This window comes from Amycolatopsis sp. BJA-103 (assembly GCF_002849735.1).
GTDB lineage: Bacteria > Actinomycetota > Actinomycetes > Mycobacteriales > Pseudonocardiaceae > Amycolatopsis.
On the sequence record NZ_CP017780.1, the window covers coordinates 1,823,725 to 1,840,990 of the forward strand.

17 protein-coding genes are annotated in these 17,266 nt (G+C 67.8%); 9 read left to right on the forward strand and 8 right to left on the reverse strand.

Annotated features, from left to right (window positions below):
- The first annotated feature begins 9 nt into the window (after nucleotides 1-9).
- Together BKN51_RS08210 and BKN51_RS08215 are read left to right on the forward strand one after the other, a co-directional pair.
- Nucleotides 10-600, forward strand: a complete 591-nt coding sequence (locus BKN51_RS08210) for an NADPH-dependent F420 reductase (protein WP_101607048.1) — start codon at nucleotides 10-12, stop codon at nucleotides 598-600.
- Nucleotides 601-725: 125 nt separating this feature from the next.
- On the forward strand, nucleotides 726-3,374 hold the full coding sequence (locus BKN51_RS08215) for an ATP-binding protein (protein ID WP_101607049.1): 2,649 nt from the start codon (nucleotides 726-728) through the stop codon (nucleotides 3,372-3,374).
- Between the two features lie 5 nt (nucleotides 3,375-3,379).
- Here BKN51_RS08215 and BKN51_RS08220 read toward each other — a convergent pair whose 3' ends face one another.
- Entirely contained in the window at nucleotides 3,380-4,663 is a 1,284-nt protein-coding gene (locus tag BKN51_RS08220) for an alpha/beta fold hydrolase (RefSeq protein WP_233224303.1), read from the reverse strand.
- Between the two features lie 38 nt (nucleotides 4,664-4,701).
- Here BKN51_RS08220 and BKN51_RS08225 point away from each other — a divergent pair, with 38 nt between their 5' ends.
- Nucleotides 4,702-5,241: a helix-turn-helix domain-containing protein gene (locus BKN51_RS08225; RefSeq protein ID WP_101607051.1), complete on the forward strand. Its 540-nt coding sequence runs from the start codon at nucleotides 4,702-4,704 to the stop codon at nucleotides 5,239-5,241.
- Nucleotides 5,242-5,244: 3 nt separating this feature from the next.
- Here BKN51_RS08225 and BKN51_RS08230 read toward each other — a convergent pair whose 3' ends face one another.
- A complete protein-coding gene (locus BKN51_RS08230) occupies nucleotides 5,245-5,850 on the reverse strand; it encodes a hypothetical protein (RefSeq protein ID WP_101607052.1) in 606 nt (201 codons plus the stop codon).
- A 167-nt stretch (nucleotides 5,851-6,017) separates the two neighbouring features.
- Complete coding sequence (locus BKN51_RS08235; RefSeq protein WP_146044453.1) at nucleotides 6,018-6,458, reverse strand: hypothetical protein; 441 nt, start codon at nucleotides 6,456-6,458, stop codon at nucleotides 6,018-6,020.
- Nucleotides 6,459-6,699: 241 nt separating this feature from the next.
- Between BKN51_RS08235 and BKN51_RS08240 the strand changes: the two genes are divergently transcribed.
- From BKN51_RS08240 to BKN51_RS08250, 3 genes are all read left to right on the forward strand, one after another.
- Nucleotides 6,700-7,023 (forward strand): hypothetical protein, encoded by a 324-nt coding sequence (locus tag BKN51_RS08240; RefSeq protein ID WP_146044452.1) that lies wholly within the window; start codon nucleotides 6,700-6,702, stop codon nucleotides 7,021-7,023.
- 304 nt (nucleotides 7,024-7,327) lie between these two features.
- The gene (locus BKN51_RS08245; protein ID WP_101607055.1) at nucleotides 7,328-8,203 is read left to right on the forward strand and encodes a MerR family transcriptional regulator; all 876 of its coding nucleotides are present in this window, start codon (nucleotides 7,328-7,330) and stop codon (nucleotides 8,201-8,203) included.
- A gap of 95 nt (nucleotides 8,204-8,298) precedes the next feature.
- Nucleotides 8,299-9,795 carry a cryptochrome/photolyase family protein gene (locus tag BKN51_RS08250; protein WP_101607056.1) on the forward strand — a complete coding sequence of 499 codons (1,497 nt, stop codon included), beginning with the start codon at nucleotides 8,299-8,301 and terminating at the stop codon, nucleotides 9,793-9,795.
- A gap of 9 nt (nucleotides 9,796-9,804) precedes the next feature.
- Here BKN51_RS08250 and BKN51_RS08255 read toward each other — a convergent pair whose 3' ends face one another.
- Nucleotides 9,805-10,284: a DinB family protein gene (locus BKN51_RS08255; RefSeq protein WP_101607057.1), complete on the reverse strand. Its 480-nt coding sequence runs from the start codon at nucleotides 10,282-10,284 to the stop codon at nucleotides 9,805-9,807.
- 656 nt (nucleotides 10,285-10,940) lie between these two features.
- On the opposite strand from BKN51_RS08255, the gene BKN51_RS08260 reads away from it, so the two are divergent.
- Nucleotides 10,941-11,309 (forward strand): hypothetical protein, encoded by a 369-nt coding sequence (locus tag BKN51_RS08260; RefSeq protein WP_236781098.1) that lies wholly within the window; start codon nucleotides 10,941-10,943, stop codon nucleotides 11,307-11,309.
- Nucleotides 11,310-11,456: 147 nt separating this feature from the next.
- On the opposite strand, the gene BKN51_RS08265 is transcribed toward BKN51_RS08260, so the two are convergent.
- Nucleotides 11,457-12,143, reverse strand: a complete 687-nt coding sequence (locus BKN51_RS08265; protein WP_101607058.1) for a GntR family transcriptional regulator — start codon at nucleotides 12,141-12,143, stop codon at nucleotides 11,457-11,459.
- Between the two features lie 65 nt (nucleotides 12,144-12,208).
- Between BKN51_RS08265 and BKN51_RS08270 the strand changes: the two genes are divergently transcribed.
- Nucleotides 12,209-12,997, forward strand: coding sequence for an alpha/beta fold hydrolase (locus tag BKN51_RS08270; protein ID WP_101607059.1), 789 nt, complete (start codon nucleotides 12,209-12,211; stop codon nucleotides 12,995-12,997).
- Nucleotides 12,998-13,003: 6 nt separating this feature from the next.
- Here the strand turns inward: BKN51_RS08270 and BKN51_RS08275 are convergent, their stop codons facing one another.
- Nucleotides 13,004-15,268 (reverse strand): helix-turn-helix domain-containing protein, encoded by a 2,265-nt coding sequence (locus BKN51_RS08275; protein WP_101607060.1) that lies wholly within the window; start codon nucleotides 15,266-15,268, stop codon nucleotides 13,004-13,006.
- A gap of 137 nt (nucleotides 15,269-15,405) precedes the next feature.
- Here BKN51_RS08275 and BKN51_RS08280 point away from each other — a divergent pair, with 137 nt between their 5' ends.
- Nucleotides 15,406-15,636, forward strand: coding sequence for a hypothetical protein (locus tag BKN51_RS08280; protein ID WP_101607061.1), 231 nt, complete (start codon nucleotides 15,406-15,408; stop codon nucleotides 15,634-15,636).
- Between the two features lie 6 nt (nucleotides 15,637-15,642).
- Here the strand turns inward: BKN51_RS08280 and BKN51_RS08285 are convergent, their stop codons facing one another.
- Both BKN51_RS08285 and BKN51_RS08290 read right to left on the reverse strand, forming a co-directional pair.
- Nucleotides 15,643-16,635 carry a hypothetical protein gene (locus tag BKN51_RS08285; protein ID WP_101607062.1) on the reverse strand — a complete coding sequence of 331 codons (993 nt, stop codon included), beginning with the start codon at nucleotides 16,633-16,635 and terminating at the stop codon, nucleotides 15,643-15,645.
- Between the two features lie 57 nt (nucleotides 16,636-16,692).
- Nucleotides 16,693-17,196: a tetratricopeptide repeat protein gene (locus BKN51_RS08290; RefSeq protein ID WP_101607063.1), complete on the reverse strand. Its 504-nt coding sequence runs from the start codon at nucleotides 17,194-17,196 to the stop codon at nucleotides 16,693-16,695.
- Between the last annotated feature and the right edge of the window lie 70 nt (nucleotides 17,197-17,266).

The window sequence follows — 17,266 nt, forward strand, 5'->3', positions numbered from 1 at the left end:
GGAGTAAAGATGATCGCCGTACTGGGAAAGGGTCGTGTCGGAGGCACCCTCGCCGCCGCGCTCGCCAAGGCAGGACACGAGGTGTCCGTTGCGGACAGCACACCGGGTGCCGCCGCCGAAGCGGCTCAGCAGGCGCAGATAGTCATCAATGCCACCCCGGGCGCGGATTCCCTCGAGCGGCTGGCCGCGCTGCGAGAACAACTGCGGGGCAAGATCCTCGTCGACGTCTCCAACGCCACCACCGAAGGACCGGACGGATTGCCCGCCGGTTTGCTCTACCCCGGCTCGAGTCTCGCGGAGCACCTTCAGGACGCGCTTCCCGACACCAGTGTCGTCAAAAGCCTCAACACGATGCTGTATTCGGTGATGACCGCGCCCGCTTCGCTGACCCAGCCGCCCACCGCGTTCCTTTCCGGTCAGGACCCGCAGGCCAAGCAAACGGTAAAACGACTGCTCATGGACCTCGGCTGGCGTCCGGAGTGGATCACGGACCTCGGCGGAATCGAAACCGCGCGGGCCACCGAAGCCGCGGTCCTGTTCGTACCGCACGTCATCCGGGCCGACGGATTTGCCCCATTCGCCCTCTCGATCGCTCGCTGAAGACAACGAGTTCGAATTGTGTTCCGCTCCGCCGGTCCGGAATTCCGGTGCGTTCTCTTCGTCCCTCGCGGTGGTACCTTCGAAGCAGGGAATCGGCAGAGTCGCCGTGAGGGGACAGGTACCAGATGGAGCGCCGTCAGCAGGCGGTACATCGGACGATCGTGATCGTGGATGTCGAGGCGTTCACGGACTTGCGCAGGACGACGCCGCATCAGCTCGTTGTCCGCGAAGCCTTGTACAGCGCCTTGTCCCAGGGTTTCGAGGTGGCGGGTGCGCCCTGGTCGGAATGTCATCACGAGGACCGCGGTGACGGGGTCTTCGTGCTCGCGCCGTCGCATATTCCGAAGGCGCCCTTCATCGAGTTGCTGCCGAATGCGTTGGCGGCCGGACTGACGCTGCACAACGTCGCGCACCCGGCCGAACAACGAATCAGGTTGCGCATGGCGTTGCATGCCGGGGAAATCGTCTACGACGACCACGGCGCGACTGCGGAATCGGTCAATTTCGCATTCCGGTTACTGGACGCGGCCCCGCTCAGAACCGCGCTCGCCCGATCCGAGGGCGTGCTCGCGGTGATCGTGTCGAAGTGGTTCTTCGACGAAGTGGTGCGCAATAGCGAAGTGATCGATCCGGCCACGTTCCGGCCCGCCCGCGTCCAGGTCAAGGACACGTCGGCGATCGGCTGGATCTGGCTGCCCGACCATCAGTACCCGGCCGATCTCACGTATCTCGCGGCGTCGCGTGGCCGCGGCGAGCCGGAAATGCGGCAGCTGCCCGCGGCGCCGCGTTCGTTCACCGGCCGCGCGGACGAACTCGCCGTCCTCACCTCGGTACTGGAAGACGCGGCGGAAGAAGCCACGACGATCGTGATCTCCGCGATCTTCGGTACCGGGGGCGTCGGCAAGACCTGGCTCGCCCTGCACTGGGCGTACCAGCATCTCGACCTGTTCCCGGACGGACAGCTCTTCGTCGACCTGCGCGGGTTCGCGCCGGAGGGGCAGCCCTTGTCGCCGAGCGCCGTGGTGCAGGCCTTTCTGGACACTTTCGGGGTCGACCCGGCGCGGGTGCCCGCCGAACTGGAGGCGCAGTCCGCGTTGTACCGGAGCATCCTGGCGGACAAGAGGATGCTGATCGTGCTGGACAACGCCCGCGACACCAAACAAGTCGTCCCGCTCCTGCCCGCCAGTCCCGGCTGCACGGTGGTGATCACCAGCCGGGACCGGCTGGCGGGCCTCGTCACCGCCCACGGTGCGCGCCCGATCCCCGTGGACGTCTTCTCCGACACCGAAGCGCGGGAAATGCTCGCCACGCGACTGGGCGCGGGCAGGCTGAACGCCGAACCCGACGCGGTCGGCGAGCTCCTGTCCTGTTGCGGCGGGTTCCCCCTGGCGCTGAGCATCGTCGCCGGTCGCGCCGAGGCACACCGCGACTTCCCGCTCGCCGTCCTGGCCGCCGAACTGCGCGACGCGACCACCAGATTGGGCGCGCTCGACGAAGGCGACCCGGCCGCCAGTCTGCCCGCGGTGCTGTCCTGGTCGTATGCGGCGCTCTCCGACGACCAGGCGAAGATGTTCGAACTGCTGGGAGTGGCCCCGGTGGCCGACATCGACCTCGCGGCCGCCGCCAATCTGCTGAACGCGCCCGCCGGCCGCGTTTCCGCGGAACTGCAGGCCCTGGAACGGACTTCCCTGATCCACCAGCATGTTCCGGGCCGATGGCGGATGCACGACCTGGTCAAGCTGTACGCCGCCGAGCGGGCGGACCGGCGGCCGGACCGGACCGCGCAGGGCGACGCGCTGCACCGGCTCGTCGACTTCTACGTGCACACCGCGCACGCCGCCGATCTCCTGCTCGATCCGGACGGCCAGTCCATCGAACTGCCTGCCCCTCGAGACGGCTGTGCACCACGCCCCGTGCGGAGCCCGCAAGACGCGCTCGCGTGGTTCACCGCGGAACACCTCAACCTCATCTCCGTCCAGCAGGCGGCTCTCGAACGCCGATGGCTTCCGCCCGTCTGGCAGCTGGCCTGGGGACTGCACGGTTTTCACTGGTGGAAAGGGCATGTCCATTCCGATGTCGCCGTCTGGCAGACGGGGCTGGCCGCGGCCGAGCAACTGGGTGAACCGCTGCCCCTGACCCTGGCGAACCAGATGCTGCTCCACGCCTACTCGCGCCAGGGTGACCACGCCAAGTCACTCGAACACGGCAGGCGCGCTCTCGCCGGAGTCGACGGCCTGGATGCCGTGCACCGCGCCCCCACGCACCACGCGGCCGCGTACATGTGGGCCCGTCAAGGAGAACTGGCGAAGGCACTGGACCACGCCACGCAGGCGATGTCGCTGTACCGGGAGGCGCACAGGCCGATCCGCGAAGCGTGGGCGCTGACCATGATCGCGTCCTTCGCGATCAAACTGGGCCAAGAATCCCGGGGAGAGAGTGCGTGCGAGGCCGCACTCGCCCTCTTTCGCGAACATGCGTCCCCCTTGGGAGAAGCGGCCGTTCTCAACACCCTCGGCGAACTCGCCTTCGCCACCGGTGACCACGCCAAGGCGCTCACGCGGTTCGAGCAGACGCTCAGTCTCCGCCGCGAACTCGGCGCGAGCTACGCGGCAGCGGACACTCTGGACAACATCGCCCGCACCCATGCCGCTCTGGGGGACAAGGACAAAGCGCGCGAGACGTGGCTCGAGGCGCTGCGCGCGTATCAATCCCAGTTGCGCAACGACGAGTCCAGCCGGGTGCAGAAACAGCTGGATCTCCTGGACGGGTCCTGAAGCCGCTAGCGCGTCTCGTCCAGCCAGTCCGCGATGTCGTCGACGACCGCGCGGTCGACGTGGTCCGGCTTCTCGTAGTCGGACGGCGTCGACGGTCCCGCGCCGGGGAAGAACAGATGGTCGTCGGCGGCGTGGACATGGATCGTGACGTCCGGGCGATCCGAGAGGCCTGCCTGCCAGCGCGACAGATCGTCCTCGACGGTCACCTGGTAGTCGCGACCGCCTTGGAGGATGAGCATGGGCTTGTCCAGTGCCGCCGCGGTCGCGACGGGATCGTAGCCGCGGAGATCGAGCCAATACGACGCGGAAAAGCCGAAAGGCAGGTCCGCGGCCGGAGTGGCGGGGGAGAGGCCGGGACTGTCGACGTTCGCGGCCTGGCGGACGAATAGGTCGACGGCGTCCTGGCCGAGCAGCCCCGGAACCACGGTCGCGAGGTGGCGGGCGACCCGCATCGCGGCATGGTGCATCGGCTGGGTGTCGCCCGCGAGGATGAGCAATCCCGCGACGGAGGGTTCGGCGGCGGCGACCCGCGGCGCGACCTTCCCGCCCATACTGTGGCCCAGGACGAAGACCCGCTCGCTGTCCACAGTGGACTCGCGCTGGAGCAGGCGGACGGCGGCCGCGGCGTGCGGCACGTATTCGTCGGACATCGTGAAGCCGGGAACGCTCGCGGCCTCACGCCGGGTGTGGGTGATCTTGTCGAAACGCAGCGTCGTCACGCCCCGGCAGGCGAGACCCCAGGCCAGGTCCTTGAGTGGCTTGTTCGGCCCGCTGGTCTCGTCCCGGTCGAAGGGGCCGCCGCCGGGAAGCAGGACCACGCCTGCCCGGCTGCCGGGCTCCGTCGGCCTGGTCAGGGTTCCCGCCACGGCCGACGAACCGGCGTCGAGCGTGACTTCGTGTTCGGTGAACGCCGCCGGATCCGCGTAGGGCGGAGGCGACCACGCCGTGCTCGTCGCGGGCGCGAGCTGAAGACCCTGCAGCAGACCGCCTTCGTCGATCGACATGAGCACGGTGAGGTCGCCGTGCTCGCAGTGGAGGGGAACCCCGATCCGCGCCAGGCCCGCGTCGACGGGCTTGGCGTCCGGTTCCCCGATGCCGGTGATGGGTCCGCGTTTGCCGATTTCGGCCGTCCACGCGGCTCGGAGCGCGTCGGTCGAGACGACCGCACGCAACGGTGGCGCGAAGAGCGCCGCGACCTCGTCGAAGTGCTCGTCGCGCAGCATTTCGACGATCGTCGTCGCGGTGGTGACGAGAGTGGACCCCAGTTCCATCCCCACTACCTTTCTCACGTTTTGCGAAAGGTATCACATCATGAGATCGTTGCCGGGTGAACGCGTGGGAACTCCTGGCACATCCGGTTCGGTTGCGCATCGTGCACGCGATGCGCGGGGGGAGGGTGCTCACGACGGCTCAGCTCTGCGCGCGCGTTCCCGACGCCTCGAAGGCGATGGTCTATCGGCATGTCGACCTTCTGGAGACGGGTGGCGTCCTGGAAGTGGCGGAGGAGCGCCGGGTGCGAGGCGCCGTCGAGCGCGGCTACCGGCTCCGTCAGGATCGGGCGGCCATCGATCCCGACGCCCTCGCGTCGGCGACCACCGAGGACTTCCAGCGGAGTTTCGCCACCGCGCTGGCCGCCCTGATGGCCGAGTTCACCGCCTATCTGGACCGGGACGGGGCCGATCCGGTCGCGGACCTGGTCGGCTACCGCCAGCACGCGGTCTGGCTTTCCCGCGAAGAGCTTCTCGAGCTGATCGGCGCGATGCGGGAAGCCATCGTTCCCGTCCTGTCCCACGAGCCCCGGCCGGATCGCGCCCAATACCTGCTCAGCCCGATCCACTTCCCGATCGAGGAAGCACCCGGCACTTGAGCTTCAGGCGTCACGGATGCTGAAGGTCGTGACGCAGAAATCGCCGTCGTCCCGGCGATCCGCGATCACCGTGCCCTTGGCCCGCCGGCTTTCGACGGTCCCGGCGACGTCTGCCAGGACGAATCCGGACGTTCCGCCGGTCTTGGTGATCGTGACCCGTGAGCCCGGCGGGAGCAGGGAATCGATCTTGTCGTCCATGAACCTCTTCTGCTGTTCGCAGGCCAGCGCGATCGCTCCCGCTTTGTCGCCGACGGCGATCTTGGCGAGGAAGTCCGTGATCACCTGAACCCCCTTCTCGGGCGGTTGAGGGGCGGGACGCCTGGTGACGGTGACCCTCGGGCGGGTCGGGCGGCTGATGGTCGTGGTGCTCGTCCGGCTCGTGGGTGCGGAAGTCGGGACCGGGCTGGACGACGGAGCGGGCGGGAGGAGGCCGGAACCCTTGCCGAGCAGGAATCCGGGCGCGGCGAAACCGGTGACGCAGAAGGCGGTCAGTGCGATCACGGCGATCAGGATCCCGATGGCGACGCCGGGTTTGACGGTGGCGGGCCGCGGTGGCGTGCCGAAGTGCCGAGGAGCGTTCTGGTGGTCGGGCCTGCCTGGATGGGTCATCGGATTCGCCTTCCGTGCGGGATCTGAATCGGCGATCCGACGGCGGCTTTCCGGTGCGGGTTCCGACCTTTCGGAGACCTTACGGCTCCGCGAATTCCGTTCCGGAACGCGGCGGAATGTGCACCACAGGGCGGGGACCTGCGGGGTCCCCGCCGGGTACCGCGTGCTCAGCAGGCGATGCGGGCAGCGGGGGTGAAGAACGTCCGGTCGATCATCTTCGGCTCACCCGTCTTGAAGATGACCACCGCGCGCATCGCGGCGTAGAGAAGGCCGCTGGCGCACGGCCGCTTGATCTGCTCGCCGCCGCCCATCGTCCCGAAATTGAACTGGTCGACGGTGTTGCCCAGCGGGGCGCTTTCGTTCCCCCGGAAGATCGCGACGAAGCCCGCGATGCCCGTGACCTCCTGATCGCAGGTGACCGAGTAGTCGCTGGCCACCTCGGAGGCGCCGGCCCGGACCGGGGTCGTGAGGTTCGCCGTGCAGGTCGTGGCCGCGATGCCTGCCGTACCGCGGGCGTCGTTCGTGATCGTTTGGGAGATCAAATGCTTGGTGGCGGCTCGTGACTCCGATGCCGATGCCGATGCCGCGCCGGTCGCGAGTACGGCCATCGCGAGCACTACTCCCAGTAGGGTCAGGAAATGTCGGAAAAACCTGGCCGGCTGACTTTTCTTCACGTATCCGCCTCCACTGCTTCCGCGTTGCTCCGAATCTGTGACCATGGCGATCCTGCCGTCATACGAATGGCCGTGTCTTCGTCATGGCTCACGAATCGCGAACCGGCGCGGCACGGCGATTTGTCACTGGTCACGAATGCGGGCCGGCGAAGAGGTGAACCGAAGGGTGACGACGATGACCGAGGATCTGGGTCCCTTCCAGGGCTTTTGGAACGCCTGGGACGAAGTGCACGACGAGATACGCGCCAAGGCCTTCGAACACTTCTCCCGCGCGGCGGAGATCCAGTACGAGGAAATGCGCGAACACCTCGCCAAGGGCGACTCCCGGGCGGCCGCGCGCGAAGCGACGGACGTGATCAGCATCGCGCTCAACACCATGCGCTGGCTGGGCTACGGACCGGCGGAGATCGCAGAGATCGCCCGGGACCGTGCCAGGGAGCGAATGCAGGGGCGGACCTCTTCGATCCTCGAGAAGTACCAAAGCGAATACGACATCTGATGTCGCTTTTCGATACGCCCAGATTCGATTCGCAACCGTTGCATATCTGGTGTATCGTTTTGGATCGCCCGCACTTCGAAGACGACCACCAGTGAACGAGGGTGACGTGCCGTTCGGTCACCCTGCGGGCCCGGCCACCCTCCCCCTCGCGCCGGGTCCGTGAGCCCGGTGGCGCCCTGGTGGAACCGGCCCCTCCCGGTCGAGCCGAGGCGCCGCCGGGTACTCACTCGCGTGGAGTCTCGTAAGCTGATCACGGTGTGCACACCCGTGCGGGGAGGACTACACCTGAATTCGTGAGGTGTTGATGGACGTCGACGAGATGAGTGCCGACGCGGGGGCGTGGACTCCCGGGATGGTGGCCGAGGAGCTGGGGGTTTCTCCGGTGACCCTCCGGACCTGGGCGTCCCGGTACGGCGTCGGCCCGTCGTTGCGGGCGGAAGGGCGTCATCGCCGCTATTCCGACGCCGACGTCCGCAGACTCCAGCACATGCAGCGGTTGATCGGTCGCGGTATCCGGGCGCGCGAGGCGGCGGCGGCCGTCTTCTCCGGCGTGGACGAAGCCCTTCCCGAGGTTTCCCCGGATCGGCGGGTCGGCGAACTCGAGCAGGCTTCGGAAAACCTCGAATTCCCCACCATCGCGGCCTTGCTGGACGAAACGCTCGACGCGATGGGCGCGGCGAAGATGTGGACCGAGGTGCTGTTGCCGATCCTCCGGAACCTCGGCGGGCGCTGGCTCCGGGGTGACGTGTGCTTCGAGGCCGAGTGGGCGCTCACCACCGAGGTGTCTTTCGCGCTCCAGCGCTACGTCGCCCGGTTCGCCGGTGTCCGGGCGGATCGCTCCGTGCTCATCGCCTGCTGCCCGGGGGAGCGTCACAGCCTGCCTGTCGAAGTCCTGCGCGCGTCGTTGGCGGAGACCGGCATCCCCGCCGTCTATCTCGGCCACATGGTGCCCGCGGCGACCACGGCCGGGATGGTCGCCAGGCTCGGACCGGCGCTCGTCGTGCTGTGGTCGATGTCCCCGGCGACCGTCGACCTCCTGCTTTGCCGGCGCTTGCAGCGCAAGGGTTTCGCCGTCGCGGTCGCGGGGCCGGGCTGGAAGGGGCTCGACGTCCGCGGCGCCCCCTGGGTCGACGATCTGGCGGGCGCGCTGGATCTCGCCGCCGAACGGTCGAAGGCCTGAGCTTCGCACACTCGATCGTGGCTCGTGTCGCGCTGAAGGGACTCCCGGCCGAGGCTAGAATCGCATCGATTGTGAATCGATAAACGGGAGTTGGTGTGGGCGGACCCGAACCGTTGTGGCTCTTCGGTGATCAGCTGGGGCCGCATTTTCACGGCACGGCCGAAAACCGGGACCGCGAGGTGGTGCTGATCCGCTCGACCGCGGCTTTCGCGCGCCGCCCGTTCCATCGGCAGAAGATCCACTTGGTCGAAGCGGGAATCCGGCGGCTCGCGGCGGATCTCGGCGACCGGGCCCGGATCGTCGACGCGCCGACCTACGCGGAAGGGTTGCGTCGGCTCGGAACGCCCGTCGTGGTGCACGAACCCGGGTCGCATGCCGCCGAAGGGCTCGTCCGGCGTCTGCGGGATCAAGGCCTGGTCGAGGAAGTCTTGCCGACACCGGGATTCGTACGGTCCAAAAAGGACTTCGCGACCTGGGCGGCGGATCGGCCGCGGTTCGTGATGGAGGACTTCTATCGTGACCAGCGCCGGCGGTTCGGCGTCCTGCTCGAACCGGACGGTGCTCCGGCGGGCGGGAAATGGAATTTCGACCACGACAACCGGCGTCCCCCGCCGGGGCGATCGACTTTGCCCGTCGCCGCGCCCTTTTTCCCGGCCGAGGACGAAGTGGACGAGCAGGTCCGCGCGGACCTCGACAGGGCGGAAAGAGACGGCGACATCCATCCTGTCGGTGTCGACGGCCCACGCCTTTTCGCCGTCAGCCAGGCCGAAGCGGAGCAGGCGTTGGACCGGTTCCTGGACCACCGGCTGGCCACTTTCGGTCCTCACCAGGACGCCATGCTCAGCGCGGACTGGGCGATGTCACACGCACTGCTGTCGGTGCCGCTGAACCTCGGCCTGCTCGATCCGCTCGACGTCGTCCGTCGTGCCGAGGAAAGGCATTGGTCCGGCGCCGCGCCGCTGGCGAGTGTCGAAGGCTTCGTCCGGCAGATCCTCGGCTGGCGGGAATGGATCTGGCATCTCTACTGGCATCTGGGGCCGGATTACCTCAAGAAGAACGAACTCCGCGCCCACCGGAAGCTGCCGCGGTGGTGGCGGGAACTCGACGCCGACTCGGTCGAGGCGGCTTGTCTCCGCACCGCGCTCGCCGGGGTGCGGGATCGCGGTTACGCCCACCACATCGAGCGGCTCATGGTGCTGGGCAACCACGCCCTGCAGCGCGGCTACGACCCGGCCGAGCTCACCGGCTGGTTCGCCACCGCGTTCGTCGACGGCTTCCCCTGGGTCATGCCTGCGAACGTGGTCGGTATGAGCCAATACGCCGACGGGGGAATCGTCGGCACCAAGCCGTACGCGGCGGGCGGTGCCTACATCCACCGCATGAGCGACCACTGCGGCGGATGCACCTACGACCCGAAGAAACGCGTGGGCGCCGACGCCTGCCCGTTCACCGCCGGTTATTGGGCTTTCCTCGACCGCAACGCCGATCGGCTCCGGGGCAATCCGCGGATGCGCCAGCCGCTCAATGGCCTCCGCAGACTGGCGGACCTTCCCGACGTCGTGGCGAGGGAAAGCCTGCGAGAGCGGTTTTGAGAGGACGGTTCAGGCGGCGAGTACCTGTTCGCGCAGGATGTCGGCGTGTCCGCAGTGGTGGGCCAGCTCCCGCAAAACCTGCAGGTACACCCAGTGGAGCGTGCGCGGCCCGGTCCGGTGACCGGTCACGACGGTGTCCAGTGGCAGGTCCGCGACCGTCGTCCTGGCCGTGGCGCAGGCTTCCCGGTGAGCCGCAGTGATCGAAGCGACGGTGTCTTCGTCCGAGAGCCGGAAGGATTCGTCCGGATTCCGCACCAGGCCGAGCTCCTGGCGGGACGTTCCGCCGACGCACTCTTCGAACCACACTCGCTGCATCCAAGTGACGTGCTTGAGCAGCCCTAGCAGCGTCGTCGCCGACGGGACGAGCCGACGGCGGGCCTGTTCTTCGGTGAGACCGTCGAGAGTCGCTTCGATGGCGCCGCGGTATTCCTCGATGAAGGCTTCGAGTTGGGTGCGTTCGTCGTCCAGCGGTACAGCGAACGAGCTCATCGAGTCTCCTGATCCTGGTTTTTGCGTAAGTTTCGCAGAGGGGTCGTTCTAACCCGAATCGCCACTCACGACCACCCCAGCCGGCTCGGTACCGGCGCCGTGGCCGCTTGAAGTACGTGATGGCCCCCTTCCTTGCGCTAGACGCAAGGAAGGGGGCCATCACGTACTTGGGAAGGTGTGAGGGTCGAGTTTCCTTGGCTGAGCCGAGGGGAAGGGGCCTTCGCGCGCGGCCGCTGTGGCTGTTGGTGCGTGTGGGGCGAAAGTGGCGGCCGTGGCGATCACAAGGTTGCAAAAGGGGCCTTCATGTACTTGGGCCCTATGCAAGTAGTCGACTACTTGGTAGGGGTCGTGAGTGGCGATTCGCGGACTGTGTGGATTTTGGGTCATCTAACGCCCCAAAATCCACACAGTCCGGTCGTCACTGGTCCGATCGTGGCGGGCTGTGTGGAAATAGGGACACTCAACGTCCCTATTTCCACACACCCCTACGCAAGTAGTCGACTACTTGCGTAGGGTCGTCTCCTGACGATCACCGCTGAAACCCCCTTCTCACGTCTCGCGTGGGAAGGGGGCTTTTTCGGTCCTTAGTGAATATTTATCGCGCGGGTAGCGGTGGTACTTAGCCTCGGTGGCTCGACAATCACTGGGGAGTGATCATGAAATCTCTTGCTCGAGCCACCACCGCTCTGGGTGTACTGGCGCTCGGTTTCGCCGGATTGGCGGGCACCGCCTCCGCCGCGCCGACCACGTCGCTGGAGGTGTGCAGCCCGCTCGGATGCGCGGTGCAAAGCGTCCAGGCCACCATCGGTCCGGGAGAGCTGTTCACCACGTTGACCGACAACTCGCCGACTGCGGCCCTCATCGCACAGTTCATCGTGTCCCCGCCGAGTCAGACCAGCATCGTCCACGTCAACGATGGGGTGTTCCATGGCTTGGTCAGGTTGCCGAGCGGCTGGAAGCAGCTGACGGTGAAGGCCTGCTCCACCCCGACCAACTGCAACAGCAAGTCCATCATCCGGCTGTAAGGCCTCGTGAGTGGCCCTACTGGATTCTGGCTTCGGCTGATCGGAGGTCCGGTCCGTGAAGGCCTCCATCACTACTTTCAAGGTAGGCAAGGGGCCCTTGGCGACCCGGCCCTGCACATGCCGGCTCCGATCTCGGTCACGCCGTGATCAATGCCCGAGCAGCCGGGCGCTCTCTTCGGCCCGGTGCAAGGCTGTCAGCAGAGCGGCCCGGCCACCGTCGTCGATGTCCTCGGTCAGCGCGTCGGCGGCGGTTTTCCCGCCCTGCCGGAGCTTTTCGACCAGCTCGCGGTGGACAGCGGCCAGGTGCGCGGCGTCGAAATCCGGCCGGACGAAGGTGAGCAGCAGCCGGATCTCGTCCTCGCAGCGCCGGAAGTCGTCCAGCAGGCGCCGGTTGCCCGCCGCCGCGACGATCGCCCGGTGGACGGCGCCGTGCACCCCGGTCAGCTCGCGCCAGGACGGGGCGGGGGACCGTCCGGCCAGTTCCTCCAGGCGCTCGACCTCGGCGAGCACCGGGCTCAGGTCGGCGCCCTTGTCCTGCGCCATGCGCAGCGCGCCGAGTTCGAGCACCTTGCGGTAGTCGAAGACCTCGTCGATCCGCCGCCTGCTCAGCGGGGCGACGACGGCGCCCCGGTGGCGTTCGTGCACGACCAGCCCGCGCTCGGTGAGCAGTTGGATGGCCGACCGGATCGTGTGCCTGCCGACGTCGAAGCGTTCGGCCAGCACCTCTTCGCGGAAGCGGGTGCCGACCGGATGAACGCCTTCGAGCAGTTCTCCGCGCAGGGCCGCGGCGATCCGCTCCGGGGCAGCCTGCGCACGGTTCGGACTCCCCGCCATGGCTCTCCTTGCGTCACAGTTTTCGGTAGGATTGTGCAACAATACCGCGAACACGAGGAGCGCTGATGGAGATCGACGGGGTCCGCGTCCATGGCGAGTCCGGGCAGCCGGTACTGCTGCTGCCCGGTGGCGCCGAGGCCTGCGAAGGTTTCTTTCCCGGTCTGGTCGAGGGGCTTCTCGCCGATCCGGGCTGCCGGGTGATCGTGCACGACCGGCCGGGCACCGGCACCTCGACGGTCGAGGGGGCGCTGGCGGACGCCGCCGCCCACCTGAGCGCGCTCATCGACAGCCTGGACTGCGGCCCGGTCGTGGTCGTCGGCCAGAGCCTCGGCGGCGCCGTGGCGGTCCTGCTTGCCCGCGCGCACCCCGAGAAGGTCGCCGGTCTGGTCCTGCTCGACCCGACACCCATCGACGATCCCCGGACCTGCGCCGGTCTGGAACGCGGGATAGGCGTGCTCGGTTCGGTCTCGACGGTTCCCGTGCTGCGTAGCGTCCTGCCCCGCGTGGTGCACGCCGCCGTCGTCCGGGCCGCGCGACGTCAGGAACTCCGGCCCGACTGCGAGGCCGCGTTCGTGCGGACGGGTGACCTGGACGCGCCGATGCTGGCCCGGGCGGTCCGCGGCATCTCGGTGCTGGCGAAGGACCTGCAAGGGGCGGAGCTGCCCAGCCTGCCTGCCGTGGTGGTGACCGCGGACCGCAAGCCGGACAGCGCGATGCGGCGTTCCCACGAGCGTCTCGCCGCCGCGTTCGGCGGGCGGGTCGAGTGCTGGCCGGGGGCGACGCACAGCGTGCACCTCGACCATCCCGACGAAACCCTGGCGACGGTGCGTGATCTGGTCGCCCAGGTCGGCTGAACGGGCCTACCCCGCGATCGTCCCGTCCGTGTCGAGACCGTGGTGCTTGATCAGGAGTGCCGTGTCGTCCAATTCCTGATCACCGTTGAGGTGGAGGCGCAGATTCGTGCTGGCCTCGTTGTTGCCTTCGGCGATCATCCTGCCCAGTTCCCGCCATCGGGCCTGGCGGGTGAGAAACGCGGCGTAGGTGCGGCTGGCCGCGCGGGACGTCTCGGCCAGTTCTCGCGCTTCGTCCTCTCGATCGACCGTCAAGAGCAACTCGGTCAGGTGCCGTCGCACGACCTTGTCCGGGTGTGCCTCGCTGTGCCTGCGCAACTTGGTCAGATCGCCGTCCGCGTGCAAGCGGGCGGCGACCGACCTGATGTCGCCTGACGGTGGGCCAGGGGGGATGCCGGCGCCGTCGTCTCCCGCCTTGCCCTGGAGGGTAAGGAGAAGCTGGGGAGCGGCGGGATCCTGGCCGAGGAGTTCTCTGCACTCCGCGATCGCCTCGGACACGAGTCCGAGTTCGGCGAGTTTCGTGATCAATCGGTACGGCCGGATCGAACCGGCCGTGGTCAGGTCACGCCACTGCTGAGCCGTCCACTGTGGATCCAGCTTGCCGATGTCGGCGAGGACCGCATCGGCCTGGCCGAGGCGATCGGCGGCGCCCGCTTGGTGCCAGGCACGTTTCGCCGGGCCGGCAGTGCGGCGCCGCGCGTGCAGGCGAGCGAGTTGCAGGAACACGCAGCCTTCCGCGCGTTCGGTCGACAGGGCCGTGAGGGCGTCGAGATCGTCCCGTACGCGCAGGATCGCCGCCCATTCGGCCAGGGCGCACACGTCACCGTCGTCCGCCGCGCGGCGCTGGAGCCCGATCGCGTGACCGTAGAGAAGACGCTGATAGGCCCGTTTGCCCAGGTGATGGGCCTGAGCAACGGGAGCGTGGGTGAGGCAGGCCTCCCAGAAGGCGGCGGGAGGCGGGATCTTGAGCCGGACGCGTTGCAAGTGCTGATCGAGATAGTCGGCGAGGTCGTAGCCCGCGGCGTCGTCGAGAGGGATGAGGGCTTGGACGCCTTGCGTGGAGCGGAAGGGTTTGGTGGCGTAGGCGAGGGCGTCGTCGAACCAGCCGTCGGGCGGGCTGGTCCGGCCGCGTTCTTCCCGCCACCACCCGATGGCGATATCGCGCAGCAGGGGAGCGGACAGCGCGTGGGTGTGGCCGAGGCGGTGTGAGTCGGCCGCGGCGTCGAGGACGAGCCGGTTCAGCCGGTGGGGTGCGTTCGTATAGCGCTGCAACAGTTCGTAGGCACCGGCGAGAGTCTGCGCGAATCCGACACGGTCGCGGTCGGCGAGGGCTTCGTCGAGGCGGGCGTCTCGGCTGCCCGTGGCGAGTTCCCGGGCGCTGACGCGTTCGGAGGTGAGCAGATCGGACGGGACGTCGTGCCAGCGCACCCATTCGTTGTCGGTGGTGAGAAGGTCGATGTTGTCGCTGTGCCGGTCTTCCTCCGCGATGGCGTCCCGCAGGGTTTCCGCCCACAAGGAGCCGACCGCCACCACCGGGCGGGTCCGCCGGACGGCGAGCAGGTCGCGCAGGACGTCGAGCGACAGTCCGGTGCCGTCGGAGCCGAGGAACTTCCGCAGGTCGTTGAGCCACAGCACGCACGGCCGGCGGTTCACCAGGCCGGAGGCCGCAAGACCGCGCAGCGCGGCCGCCGAGCGAGGTCTTACGACTGCCCAGTCGGGGCATAAGGCGTGCACGGCCTCGTGGAGTGATCGGGTCTTCCCGGTCGAGGAGTCACCGCGCACCACGATCAGCGCCGAGAGATCACCGGCAGCGGCAGCGGCGATGTCCGCGCGCAGTGCCGTGTCGTGGACTCTCGGCACATAGGGCGGCGGTGTCACGGCGTGATGTCGTCCGGGGACGTACGCGCCGCGGTCGATCGCGGTGTGCACGGTCGCCTCAGCCGGGGTGAATCGTTCCATCTCCCAGACCGTGCACTCGGCCGCCGCCGCGGCCGACGCGAAGGTGACTTGAGCCGGGTCGCGGTGATCCGGTCGCGTGAGCTTCAGCAGGCGAAGCGCCTCCGCGCGTTCGATGTCGTCGGCGCCCAGGGCGGTCAGCAGCGCTTTGAGCGTGCTCTCGCCCCGCTCATGACCAGGTTTGGTCACGTACTTCTGCGCGGCTCCGTGACTGCACGACGCAAGTTTGGCCAAGTCCACGTAGGTGAGGCTGCTGCGGGTCTTCAAGGTGCCCAGCAGTGCTCGCAACTGTTCGTCCGCGATGCCCGGATCCGCCATCGGCTCAGCTTTCCTCGTCCATCCATCGTGCGGGTCGTGATCGTGTGCGTGGATCCGCTGACCGGCGAGGCGCGCACCGGCATCGTGGAGTTCGTGACCGGACCACCCGGTCACGAACGAACCGAAAGGTGGTGGTCATGGGCTTCACGCCGTCCGCCTCTACCGCCGGAATCGCGGGCCTGTCCGGAATACTGCCGATGTGGTGCGTGATCGCCATCGTGCTCACCGGGCTGGTCCTCGTGGTGCTGAAGGTGATCGTCACCCAGATCATCCGCCTTCGTGCGAGCAGCAGGATCACCACGAGCGCGCACGCCCTCCGCGTTCTCGAGATCGAAGGGCGCCGGTCCCGATCGCAGCGTACTCAGTGAAGCCGCCTAGTTTTTCTTGCGACGTCCGAGCGCCAGCGCGACGACGACCGCGATCCCGAACCCGAGCCCGACGAGCGCGACCGGATCCGATTTGCCGGTGGTCTTCGGCGGCTCGATGATCACCACTTTGCCCGGTGGTGGTTCGGTGGGGCGTGGGGTGCGGTCGAGCAGGACCCAGAGCATGGTTGCGAGCGCGACGAGCGACGCTTCGATGACGATCACGAACGCCGCGTACGCGTGCCATCCGGGGACTGCCTCGGGCAGCGGGACCAGCGCGGAGAGCGCCATCACCTCGCCGAGGCTCAAGATGAATACGGCGAACACGACGGTCGGCCGTTGGCCGGGATCTGTCGCCGCGTCGCGGAAGAAGCCCACCTCGACCCCCAAGGCGACGATGAGCAGCACGATCACCTGGCTCATCTGTGCGAAGAACTCTTGATCGACGTCGCCGTCGAGCTGGTACTCCCACCATGTGGTGGCGAGGTAGGCGAAGAGTGTGCCGATCAGAAGAGGGATCGCCGTCCGGACGCGAACCCACTCGTCGGGGTTGTCGTTCCGGACCTTCTGGCTGAGGAACACGGTCGGACTGGCGTTCAACGTAGTGGACAGGATGATCGCCAGCGCCGCGATATAGGCGGGGGAGACGGCCAGATCGAGCCACAGCCGCGTCATCTCGGCGGCGGAAGTCCGAGGAGTGACCAGGACCGCGGTGAGGAAGTCGAGCCCTAACGTCATCAGGGCGCCGACCAGCCACCAGATCAAGATCGATCGTCTTTTGGCGCCTCCGGTTCTCCACCGGAACAATCTCTTCGCCAGCAGCACGGCGGAGAGGATGACGAAGTCGATCGGAACCAGCAGCCAATCCCACCGGTGGTTCAGCTTCAGCTCGTCGTTGAACGCGCCCAGGAACTCGTCACTGAAGGCCAGCACGACGAGCACGATGAAGGCCGCGCTGATAGGGAGGACCGCGGTGGCGGGAGAACGGGTTGGTCGGGTCACGCCCCACAGTCGGTTGTCACCGGTGACGTGTTACTCACGGGTTTGTCCACTGTGGACTCAATGCCCCTGGATCGTCTGCAGGCTGCGGCGACAGCTCGAGGTGATCGGGTGCCGGGCTCCGAGGACTTCGTCGCAGAGCTCCAGGGTGGTGCGCTGTTCTCGTTCGGCGACGTCCAGTTGACCGAGGTGGTAGAGCAGGACACCGTGGTTCACGCGGCGGCCGAGGGTGACCGGGTCGCGCTCACCGAGAACGGTGGCCGTGGCCTCGACCAGCGCGCGTTGCCGTTGCGTCGCCTCGCGTACGTCGCCGGAATCGAGCAGAAGATAGGCCAGCAGGCTTTGGCCGAACAGGGTTTCCGCGTCAGCCGGGCCGAGAACGCGGGTGCAGTCGTCGTTCGCGGCGCGCAGTTCCCGTTCGGCCTCCTCCAGTCTGCCGGCGCGGTGCAGGGCGAAACCGAGCAGGTTCCGGGCTTTCAGCGTGTCCCGGTGGTCGGCGCCGGAGCGGCGGGTGACGAGGTCGACGGCGGCCTGGCGGGCTGGGATCGAATCGTCTTCCGGCATGCTGCCTCTCCTGGCGGTGAAAGACGCTGTCGATTCGAGGGTACCCAGATCTTCAGGGCCGTGACGCGGC

Bases quoted from the DNA above. Each gene is read 5' to 3' on its own strand.
- BKN51_RS08210 (WP_101607048.1), top strand. From the start codon at position 10: ATGATCGCCGTACTGGGAAAGGGTCGTGTCGGAGGCACCCTCGCCGCC.
- BKN51_RS08215 (WP_101607049.1), top strand. From the start codon at position 726: ATGGAGCGCCGTCAGCAGGCGGTACATCGGACGATCGTGATCGTGGAT.
- BKN51_RS08230 (WP_101607052.1), bottom strand. From the start codon at position 5,850: ATGACCCATCCAGGCAGGCCCGACCACCAGAACGCTCCTCGGCACTTC.
- BKN51_RS08235 (WP_146044453.1), bottom strand. From the start codon at position 6,458: ATGGCCGTACTCGCGACCGGCGCGGCATCGGCATCGGCATCGGAGTCA.
- BKN51_RS08240 (WP_146044452.1), top strand. From the start codon at position 6,700: ATGACCGAGGATCTGGGTCCCTTCCAGGGCTTTTGGAACGCCTGGGAC.
- BKN51_RS08245 (WP_101607055.1), top strand. From the start codon at position 7,328: ATGGACGTCGACGAGATGAGTGCCGACGCGGGGGCGTGGACTCCCGGG.
- BKN51_RS08255 (WP_101607057.1), bottom strand. From the start codon at position 10,284: ATGAGCTCGTTCGCTGTACCGCTGGACGACGAACGCACCCAACTCGAA.
- BKN51_RS08260 (WP_236781098.1), top strand. From the start codon at position 10,941: ATGAAATCTCTTGCTCGAGCCACCACCGCTCTGGGTGTACTGGCGCTC.
- BKN51_RS08265 (WP_101607058.1), bottom strand. From the start codon at position 12,143: ATGGCGGGGAGTCCGAACCGTGCGCAGGCTGCCCCGGAGCGGATCGCC.
- BKN51_RS08270 (WP_101607059.1), top strand. From the start codon at position 12,209: ATGGAGATCGACGGGGTCCGCGTCCATGGCGAGTCCGGGCAGCCGGTA.
- BKN51_RS08275 (WP_101607060.1), bottom strand. From the start codon at position 15,268: ATGGCGGATCCGGGCATCGCGGACGAACAGTTGCGAGCACTGCTGGGC.
- BKN51_RS08280 (WP_101607061.1), top strand. From the start codon at position 15,406: ATGGGCTTCACGCCGTCCGCCTCTACCGCCGGAATCGCGGGCCTGTCC.
- BKN51_RS08290 (WP_101607063.1), bottom strand. From the start codon at position 17,196: ATGCCGGAAGACGATTCGATCCCAGCCCGCCAGGCCGCCGTCGACCTC.